General features: G+C 39.0%; 10 protein-coding genes and 4 pseudogenes. 10 read left to right on the forward strand and 4 right to left on the reverse strand.

Features of this window, described 5'->3' with window-relative positions; all coding sequences use genetic code 11:
* The first annotated feature begins 475 nt into the window (after positions 1–475).
* From P9B04_RS08410 to P9B04_RS08435, 7 genes and pseudogenes are all read left to right on the forward strand, one after another.
* Entirely contained in the window at positions 476–1,135 is a 660-nt protein-coding gene (locus tag P9B04_RS08410; RefSeq protein ID WP_342054542.1) for a HEAT repeat domain-containing protein, read from the forward strand.
* Positions 1,136–1,328: 193 nt separating this feature from the next.
* Complete coding sequence (locus P9B04_RS25150; protein ID WP_446717982.1) at positions 1,329–1,481, forward strand: transposase-like zinc-binding domain-containing protein; 153 nt, start codon at positions 1,329–1,331, stop codon at positions 1,479–1,481.
* Between the two features lie 122 nt (positions 1,482–1,603).
* A complete protein-coding gene (locus P9B04_RS08415) occupies positions 1,604–2,137 on the forward strand; it encodes a bleomycin hydrolase (RefSeq protein ID WP_342054543.1) in 534 nt (177 codons plus the stop codon).
* 105 nt (positions 2,138–2,242) lie between these two features.
* Complete coding sequence (locus P9B04_RS08420) at positions 2,243–2,731, forward strand: bleomycin hydrolase (RefSeq protein WP_342054544.1); 489 nt, start codon at positions 2,243–2,245, stop codon at positions 2,729–2,731.
* A 133-nt stretch (positions 2,732–2,864) separates the two neighbouring features.
* A complete protein-coding gene (locus P9B04_RS08425) occupies positions 2,865–3,482 on the forward strand; it encodes a chromophore lyase CpcT/CpeT (RefSeq protein ID WP_287138191.1) in 618 nt (205 codons plus the stop codon).
* Between the two features lie 182 nt (positions 3,483–3,664).
* Positions 3,665–4,954 (forward strand): HEAT repeat domain-containing protein, encoded by a 1,290-nt coding sequence (locus P9B04_RS08430; protein WP_287138189.1) that lies wholly within the window; start codon positions 3,665–3,667, stop codon positions 4,952–4,954.
* Between the two features lie 180 nt (positions 4,955–5,134).
* Positions 5,135–6,288 (forward strand): annotated as a pseudogene (locus P9B04_RS08435) (transposase).
* A gap of 98 nt (positions 6,289–6,386) precedes the next feature.
* Here the strand turns inward: P9B04_RS08435 and P9B04_RS08440 are convergent.
* Together P9B04_RS08440 and P9B04_RS08445 are read right to left on the reverse strand one after the other, a co-directional pair.
* Positions 6,387–6,479, reverse strand: a pseudogene (locus tag P9B04_RS08440) (transposase); the annotation flags it as partial.
* A 147-nt stretch (positions 6,480–6,626) separates the two neighbouring features.
* Positions 6,627–7,272: pseudogene (locus tag P9B04_RS08445) on the reverse strand (hypothetical protein).
* A 107-nt stretch (positions 7,273–7,379) separates the two neighbouring features.
* On the opposite strand from P9B04_RS08445, the gene P9B04_RS08450 reads away from it, so the two are divergent.
* The 3 genes from P9B04_RS08450 (at position 7,380) to P9B04_RS08460 (ending at position 8,695) form a co-directional block, all read left to right on the forward strand.
* Positions 7,380–7,730: a DUF6883 domain-containing protein gene (locus P9B04_RS08450; protein WP_342054172.1), complete on the forward strand. Its 351-nt coding sequence runs from the start codon at positions 7,380–7,382 to the stop codon at positions 7,728–7,730.
* On the forward strand, positions 7,727–8,041 hold the full coding sequence (locus P9B04_RS08455; protein ID WP_342054173.1) for a DUF4926 domain-containing protein: 315 nt from the start codon (positions 7,727–7,729) through the stop codon (positions 8,039–8,041). Before P9B04_RS08450 ends, P9B04_RS08455 begins: the two co-directional genes overlap by 4 nt.
* 87 nt (positions 8,042–8,128) lie before the next feature.
* On the forward strand, positions 8,129–8,695 hold the full coding sequence (locus tag P9B04_RS08460) for a hypothetical protein (RefSeq protein WP_342054545.1): 567 nt from the start codon (positions 8,129–8,131) through the stop codon (positions 8,693–8,695).
* A 170-nt stretch (positions 8,696–8,865) separates the two neighbouring features.
* On the opposite strand, the gene P9B04_RS08465 is transcribed toward P9B04_RS08460, so the two are convergent.
* Together P9B04_RS08465 and P9B04_RS08470 are read right to left on the reverse strand one after the other, a co-directional pair.
* A complete protein-coding gene (locus P9B04_RS08465; protein ID WP_342054546.1) occupies positions 8,866–9,288 on the reverse strand; it encodes a hypothetical protein in 423 nt (140 codons plus the stop codon).
* Positions 9,288–9,728 (reverse strand): annotated as a pseudogene (locus P9B04_RS08470) (hypothetical protein); the annotation flags it as partial. The gene P9B04_RS08465 and the pseudogene P9B04_RS08470, both read right to left, overlap by 1 nt.

The raw sequence follows: 9,728 nt of genomic DNA on the forward strand, positions 1-9,728 counted from the left end.
CTAATTGCTTATTTTTTTGTTTTGTTTTTTCTTCATGAATAATGCAGGTTAGAGACTCTTCAATCTCACCCTCGTGGGCCGAAAAAGACTAGACGAAAAAGGAAACGGACTCGTCCTGTTAAGCGACCTCATATTTCTACTGCTAAAATTCTAGCCCAAAATAAAGCAACAAAATCAACACCTTGAAAGGGCTGCTCCTACTAATGTAAACCCCCATCAAATAAGGGTTTTAGCTATCGCTTCTCATATCAACTTTTCTTGGTGCAAGATGTGAGTTTTAATTAGTCTCTCATGCTCTGAGTCTCGATTTTTCTATTTTAACTGGAGAAAAAGAGCATTTCGTGATCGCTCTCTTTTTTCCCCTTAAGTCAAAAAGTTGCACACGGCGTAACCTTGTTTGATATAATGAACGTGATTATCAGCGCAAAGGCTTTTGGTGATCTTGTTTTTTTGTCGAATCAATTGATTTAAGTTTATGTTAGCCGAAGATTTATATCAACAACTCAAACAGAAAAACCCTGTGTTGCGACAAAGAGTAATCACTGACATTCTTGCGATCGCTTCTAGCGAAACTATTCCCAACTTAATTCAGATATTATCAGAAGAAGACCCCCTTTATCGAAAAGGGTCTAGTGAAGCACTTACAGTAATTGGCCTAGATGCTATCCCAGCATTAGCCCAAGAATTAAACACCAGTCAACAAGATTATGTTCGAGCTTCTTGCGTTCAAACCCTATCAGCAATTGCTCGCTTCTTTTCCCGTGACTATCCAGGAGTATCTTTTCCTCAAGTTGCTGTTGATGCTTTAGGAAAAACGCTCAAAGATCCCAACTCAGGCATTAAAGTTTCAGCCACTGGAACATTGGGAGTGATTGGTAAACCTGCCCTCAATATCCTTCTAGAAGCAATAAACACTGACGATATCTCATTAAAGCTGTCTGTAATTCAGGCGATCGTATCACTTAATGTCCTCAAGGGGGATGAAGAAGACCCTAAAACCTTTGAAGACTACCAGACAGTCTCTGATTTACTCTCTAAAATTGCTGTTGATGAATCAGAAGACAGCTATGTTAGAGAAGTTGCTAGAACAGCTTTGACCCGAATGGAAGCTTCTCAAGTCAAAATGCGCCATTAATTTAGCTATTGACACTCTCACCGCTGACCCTTCGGGTTCAACGGGAGATTCTTGACTCATTGGCTGCCAACTAGTTCAAGCAAGCTCAGTTGCTTGTGCATTAATCAAAAAGCTGAAATGCTTAAGTTGAGTTTGATTCAGTTATGATGTGCTTATATCTGATTGAAATTTTAATTTTCCTCCTTTTTTATTAATGTTAAATTTATTGAATACTCTCTTCTTTTTACTCATAGTATTGTCTTTCAAAAAGCTTGAAGATTCTTGTCCTAACTGTGGCTCAAAACGGGTTACAAAGAATGGGAGTATTCATAATAAAAAACCTAAATATAGTTGCCTTGATTGTTGATACCAATTGAAATATTAATATTACATTTTGTTACTTAGTTTTTCATGAAGTAAGACAAAGAGCGAAAAACCCCCTAACATAAATTTCGTGTTCAAAGTCAAAGCTCAATTAAGGAGAACTCAATGTTAGATGCTTTTTCTCGGGCAGTAATTTCTGCTGATGCCAAAACTGGTTATATAGGCACAGCTGAATTAGCAGACCTCAAATCCTATATTTCTAATCAAAACAGACGACTCGATGCAGTAAACTTCATTGCCAGTAATGCTAGTTGTATTGTTTCTGATGCTGTTGCAGGTATGATTTGTGAAAATGCTGGTTTAACTCAAGCTGGTGGGAACTGTTATACAAACCGCCGCATGGCTGCTTGTTTACGGGATGGAGAAATCATTCTTCGTTATGTAACCTACGCTCTATTAGCTGGTGATGCTTCTGTTCTTGATGATCGTTGTTTAAATGGTCTTAAAGAAACCTATGCTGCATTAGGTGTTCCCACGACCTCTGCTGGAAGAGCCGTAAGCATTATGAAAGCGGCTGCTGTTGCTTTTGTCAACAACACAGCTTCTCAGCGAAAAATGACCGTGACGGAAGGTGATTGTAGTTTTTTAGCCACTGAAGTAGCTGGTTACTTTGATGGAGTTATTTCAGCTCTTAGCTAATCAATCTGAACCGTAATTCATTGGTTTTTTAGCTCATAAAAGTCCAATTTTCTAGAACCTTCATGATGGGTTTTATCAACATTAATTAAGGAACAAAAAAAAGAAATGAAATCTGTTGTTACTACTGTTATTGCGTCTGCTGATGCTGCAGGTCGTTTTCCCAGCACTTCAGACCTTGAATCTGTACAAGGAAGTGTTAACCGTGCTGCTGCTCGCTTAGAAGCAGCAGAAAAATTAGCTTCTAACTACCAAGCAGTGGCTAAAGAAGCTGTTGATGCAGTTTATGCCGAATTTCCTCAAGGGGTTAGTCCAAGTGTAGACCCTCAAGTTCGTAAAGATAAGTGTCTTCGTGATGTAAGTCACTATTTACGTTTAATCAATTACTGTCTGGTAGTTGGTGGTACTGGTCCTCTTGATGAATGGGGTATTGCTGGTCAGCGTGAAGTTTACCGCGCTTTAGGAATTAATACTGCTGGTTATGTCGCAGCCTTTGCTAAAGTAAGAGACCGTCTCTGTGTTCCTCGTGATATGTCTGCTCAAGCTGCTACTGAACTTACCAGCTATCTTGACTACGTTATCAACTCAATGTCTTAAAAGCATTTTAATCTAGTTGATTAACTGAAATTGCCAGTCTAACTAGAAGGAAACTCTTAACAGATTTGTTGGCTTTAATTAGTCAATTAATATGTTGGGAGTTTCCTGGCTGTCTAATAAGAGAGAAGCAAATATGAATAATGCCATTACTTTAGCTAGTTGGTTAGCGGGTGAGTTTAGTAGTTTTAAACAAACTTTAGATAACCCGAGAATACACCCTCATATTCGGATTTTTTTCCGCCCTTTACCCTTCGATTTTTTTGAGGGGATTGGTTTTTATTCCGAACAAGTTTATGATTACGATCCTTGGCATCCCCATCATCAAAATGTACATAGAGTTTTTGCTCAGGGAGACAATGTTTTTGTAGAAAACTATGCTCTCAAAGATAAGGATCTTTATACAGGCTCAGGAAGTGATCTAGAAATACTCAAAACAATTACCCTTGAATCTATTGAACTGCGTAATGGATGTGCAATGGTTTTCCAAAGAGAGGGAGATAAATTTGTGGGACAGGTTGAACCAGGAAATAAATGTCTAATTCCTCGTAAAGATGGTCGGATGACCTATTTGAAAAGTGAGGTAGAAGTTACAGAAAATACTTGGGTCAGTAGAGATACTGGTTTTGATGTTGATACTGATGAAAAAGTATGGGGATCAACAACAGGTTTACTCAAGTTTGAAAAAATCCAAAGTTTTGCTAATGAGCTTCCACTAGAGACAACTCACCCAAATTTAGTTACAACGTCTTAGCAGGACGAACTTTAAACCCTAATTTTTCTAATGAATGCACCATTCTCCAACAGAGAAACCAATACTGGTAATGCCATTACTTTAGCTAAAACGAAAAAGTATGGGGTTCAACTAGAGGTTTACTCAAGGCAAGAAAAAGTCCAAAGTTTTGCTAATGAATTGCCAAATAATTGCCAAATAAAATGAATAGTCCTTTTCTCAACTTATTTCCTGGTTTAACCGAAGAAAAAGCCATTGAACTGCTAGAAACACCAGTCGAACAACTTAAAGAAAAATATCACCGTTATCTAGCAGCAGCACATTTAGTTAACTTTCCCACTGAACGCTCCATCAAAGCACTAATCAAAGTTTTACAAGATCCTAACCCCATAAGGGAAAATTGTCAGGCGCAGCGTAAAGCAGTCGAATCATTAGGACGATTAAAAGTAGCTCATGCTGTCGAAGTCATGCGACCTTTTTTGGCGGATAGTGATCGCTATATGGTAGAAAATACTGTATGGGCGATCGGCGAAATTGGCACATCTGATCCGGATATCCTCGAAGAAATTGCTCAATTATTGGAGACAGAGGGACAGGTTTATCGAGTCATCATTCAAACTCTAACTAAACTCAATTACAAACCAGCATTAGAAAGAATTGCTAAATTTACGGAGTCCGAAGATTCTGCGATCGCTTGTGCTGCTATAACTGCCAAGAGCAAGTTGTCAGAAGATAACGCTCAAGTCCATCGTATTATCAAATTCTTGAATGATAAAAATATCCACGCCCGACGAGGAGCTATTCAAGACCTGATGCATTTAGAATATGATTCTGCTATTCCTAATATAGCGGTTGCTCCTGTTTCCCAGTCTCTACGTCTTCGGGGAATGAGATTTTTAGCAGATAAAGCACAAGAAAAGGACAATTTTGATTTTTCTGAGGTAGAGTCAAGTTTTGATTTAGCAATTTGGGATCATCCCCAAGACCTGAAAATGGCTTATGAATACAGTGAAAAACCAACTTTAGAAAGAGTCATTGAAGACCTCTATAATACTGATTTTGCCTATTGTTATTTGGCCAGTAAAGCAATGCTTGATTTCTATCCCAAGGAAGGAGATATTTTAAAACAATCCTTTGACAAAAACGCTCAAGAAGATTATGGAGCGCACTACCATATTATTAAACTATTTGGTTGGTTAAAATATGAACCGGCTTATGAGCTTTTTATCGATACTTTACTTAATTTAGGAGATAAATTTGTAAAATCAAGAATTGCTGCTGCTATTTCTTTAGGTTATTTAGGTGACAAGCAAGCGATTCCCCATTTAAAAGTTGGTCTAGAAAGTAAAGTTTGGAAATTAAAGTATGCTTGTTTATTAGCCTTAGAGCATTTGGGTGATTCCAGTGGGAAAACCCTTTGTTATAATGACTCCGATTGGCTTATTCAAAGGAAGATAAGTTCAGTGTCGAGGGAACGCGCACCAAGAGAGTAGAACTTGGGGTAAACTTTATTTTTTGAAGGTTTTTCCTTTATTGGGATAAAGGAGAGCAAGCTACCAACCAATAGCTGTTAAAGAGCGTTCAATCCTCGTTTGGACTATGAAATCAGATTCATACCAATTCTCAAAAGTAGCTGGAGACTTGAGATAGAGGTATCATAATATAAAAAACAAATGACTGGAGTTACCAAAGTTGAAATCACTGAGTCAGTAGAGACTTTGAAATCTCTAATGAAACAACAAAAAACTGCTCTGAATTATGCTAAAGTACAAGGTCTATATCTCCTCAAAACAAAGGTGGCAGAAACGGTCAGATATTTAGCCGTTATTATGGGTCGTTCTGAATCAACAATCCATTATTGGCTCAAATTATATAAAACTGGAGGGATGCCTCTTCTCCTAGAAGAACATCCAAAAACAGGAAGGCCGAAAAAATTAGATAAACCAACCGTTGTGAAAATAGAACAAGAGTTATGTGACCCAGAAGGATTTAATAGTTATAAAGAAATACAGTTATGGCTTTTAGTTTGCCAAGATGTGAAGATAAGTTATCCCACAATACACAGAATCGTCAGGTATAAATTAAAGGGAAAACTCAAAGTTGCTCGGCCTAATCACGAAAAACAAAAACCAGGAATAATTGAAAAATTCAAAAATGATTTTCCCAAGATTATTGAGAAAATAAGGGGAGAAATTTCAGAAAAATGGAGTCATAAACAGAAGATATCATTTTGGTTTCAAGATGAAACTAGACTAGGATATCGAACTGAGTCAGGTCGAAAAATAACGAAAATAGGAGTCAAACCAAAACAAGTTTTTCAGTGGCATTACAGTTACTACTATATATAGCTTTTCTCGGACTCATGAGGTACACCTAACTCCTGCCTTCTGCCTCAAAAAGATAACCTCTGTACCTCACAAGTGTGAGAACTGCTATATATGGATTAATTGACCCATTAAAAGGAAGAAATTTCTTCTATGAATTTTCTCATGTAAATTCTGATTTTCTGGGAGCTTTTTTATATAATTTCACTCAAGAATATCCAGAAGAGATACATATTATTCAGTTAGATAATGCTCCTTTTCATACAGCTAAGAAATTGAACATTCCTGACAATATAATTCTTTTATTTCAACCTCCTTATTCTCCTGAGCTTAATCCTATTGAACGAGTTTGGCAATATCTGAAACAAAAGCTAAAAAATATTCACTTTGCTAACCTCGATGATGTCAAAGATAAAGTCGCTAAGCTCTTGAATAACTTATCTCATGATATCATACATTCATTAACAGGATGGGACTATATTGTGAGGGCATTATCTCTCTAACTATTTTTGAGAATTGGTATCACTCTCAGACGCAGCTTGTAACTCTAAAATCGCATCGCTATTGCCAATTTCTTCAAGGGACACAACAGTACTATAGCCAACTCATGAACAGGTTTCCTGTCATCAGTGTTGCCCGAAGTCAACTTAAAAGCCAATAATTCCCCTCGGTCATTAATGATGAGATGAAGTTCTTTGTCTTCAAGATCCTTCAACTTTTCTAAGGCGATCGCCCAAAAATTAGGATTATCTGATACAAAAAGGCTCAAATAGCAGGGTAAGCTCATCTGAAGGGTTTGGTTTTCTTCATTTTGGTGAGAGGGTTTTGAATAGTTCTACCCCTAAATCGATAAAACTTGAACAGCCCGTCGTTTCGTCTCCTCACCCCGCCGATCATACTTCGCCGTCGTCACAGGAGAACTATACCCCGCCAACTTCTGCACCGTGACAATATCCACCCCTGCATCCAATAAATCACTACAAAACGTCCGCATCCCTAATATCCATCGCACTCTCAGAATCACAAGTCCCCAACAACGCCTTAATTTCTGTTGAATCAAGAGATCGCCCTCTTAACTCAGGTGAGCCTTGAATATTGGGAAAATCCACCGCTTTTTGATAATCCTCAGCAGCCATCAACCCCAAACGATAAGCCTCTAATAACACCCGTCGCAACGCCGACAGCATCTTATTCGCCGTCACCGGAGCCAACTTTTGCAACAGGGCTACCCTCACCGCAGCCGTATGGTGGTAACGCAGCTTAGACCAATCTAAGGTATCCGCATCACAGTCCCCATTCGTTAATAACGACGCTATAGTATTAAGAGAATAGCGGATGGTGCGACGGCTACCTTCTGATAACCCCGATAAATAGACGCTCGCCGGATGCAGGGTCACGGGTATGGGTGCAGTTAATTTAAGATTTTCAGCAGAATGTAGATGCTTTCGCACACGCGGAGCGTGACCGCGCTCAATTAGGCTAACCATAATGACCCAACCCTTGGGAAATGAAACTTTATAGAACGTTCAAGAGACTTTTCTCACGTCCTATTCTCCCATACAATCATTCCTGAACCAAAGGATGGAAAGGGTAAGTGAAACTAAAAGAACTTGTCAACCACATAGAAATTAACCCCCGTAAACTAACAGAATATGCCCTTAATCCAGATAACCCTAAAGGAGCCAATAAAGCCTTGATGTTTCAACGTCACTTAGGCTATACCAAAGATAATTATCAACCCTTACTAGACCAAATTTATGACCAAGCTTTAGACGCAGAAGCTACCTTTCAATTTAAAGATGAGCATGGAGAACGCTATCAAATCGACTTAGAAATAACAGGCATAGAACCAGATCAACAAGAAATCGTGCGAACAGGATGGATAAGAGAACTGAACGCCAAAACAGCTAGATTAGTTACCCTATATGTTAAGAAAAGATCATGAGAAAACCGTCACTGTTTGATGTCGTTGAATTACTAATAAATTTACCCGAAGCTAAACAGTTTATTGGCAGTCAAGGAAGCATTGTTGAATGCTTTGACGATGGAAAGTATGAGGTCGAATTTAGTAATGAAGACGGAGAAACCACTGCTTTATGTACCCTGTCAGAGCAACAGTTTATAGTAGTTTGGCAAGCAAAAACTAAAACTTGGCTGTCAGTTTCAGAACGATTAAATGCTGTTATTAATAACTTATCTGAAGACAAACAGCAAGAACTGTTAAACTTTGCTCGCTTTCTTCATCAAGTTTCCTAGAAATAAGTGATCCCTTGTCTGTGTGTCGTCTTTAACTATACAGTGTTACCTGAAGACGACACACCTGTACCGTGACAACAACACACCATGTATGTAAAAGAATTATGCGATCGCTATAAGCTTCAATCTCGTAAATCTCTCTACTCTCGTATTTCAGCTGTGGGACTAAAATTACCCAAAGATGACGACGGGAAAGCCTACGCAACCGAACCAATGATCCAACAATTGGACGACTTGGATCAGCACCTTAAAAATGGTGGCAGCCTCAAACACTACACACCTGTTACCTTAGTCACAACACATCTAGAAAGCAATAATAACGATAATATTTTAGAAAACACAACACAGATAACACAACTCACGACACAACAAACAACACAGATGAGTCGTGAGGAATTACTAGAAATTATTGAGGTATTAGGGACAGCGATCGCCAGCAGATTACAACCCATTAACCCCATCGCCTATAACCATTCCCTCGAACAAGCACAGCAACAAAACTGGATACTATCAACCTTTGAAGTTAAGCAGCTAATCGGCATTAAACCCAGTTGTCCCAAAGGTAAGAACGTATTTACTAGAGGTTGTTGGTCATTTACCAAAGCGGGCAAAATCGGCAATCAGACAGGGTGGCGAGTTAGTAAGATTCAGTAGATAGCTTGAGTCTTTTGCTCGATTGTTGGGGACCAGAGGAGCAGGGAGAGGGGAGCATGGGAGAAAGTAAAAAGCTAATACATCAGAACTGTTACCTGGCCACAACACAGCAGCAATTTAGCCAAACCTAAAAAGCTGCTGTATCAAAAAAAAGGCGTGCGATTCGTTCCTCAAAGCCCCATACCTTTCATGAAATCTTCACCATGAGATTGCCTTTCTTCCTGTTCATTAAATATTTGGTCATCATCATCATCATCGGGATCATCATTGATAGCCATAGCCACAGATGCAAACTGAGTCGGATGTGGCAAGGACTCCCTAATTTGTGGCTGATCTAAATCCATATTCAGTGAAGCATATTGTTGGATCGCTCTGGCCCAACTTAAACACTGTTCAGCACATTGGATAGCGATACCCTGAAACTGAGGATCATTCTTATCCATCACAAACGGCAAAAAACGAGCTTCTAACGTTTGTGCAGCCAACATCTGTTGATTAAAAGGATTCTCCTGTAAATAACTAATACACTTACCCAGTCCCGAATCAGGATTCGCACGAAGTTTAATATGTTTATCCGTTTCTTTTGACACCATTAGGCCGCCTCCTTCTGCTCGACTTCATAACCAGAGAAAATGGAAAAGAAGCCCCAAACATCCGTAAAACGGTTAATCAAGTTCAGTTTCAGAAACTCCTCATTGTTCTCTTTAATCTCCTTATCGATCCTTAACGCCTCTCCCAATTCCGAAGGACAAGCGGAAGGCATCAACACCTCTATGCCCTCAAAATAATCCGACACCAGATCCAACAAAAATTCGGCAGCCCCACCACAGCAGAACACCCCATCAATTTCTGTCTTTGGCCGTAACGTCGAATTTAACCAATCAGACACTAACGCCCAATATTCCCTTAAACTCGTATCGTAAGCTGAGGAGAGCTTCGATACCTCAATGGCTGCTCGTTCTTTCTCCGTCGACTTAGTAGACCTCTTGCAAAAGTCTTTTGTGATATAATTGAATGCTATTTTTTTGTCTAA

It is taken from the genome of Crocosphaera sp. Alani8 (assembly GCF_038442745.1).
Classification (GTDB): Bacteria; Cyanobacteriota; Cyanobacteriia; order Cyanobacteriales; family Microcystaceae; genus Crocosphaera.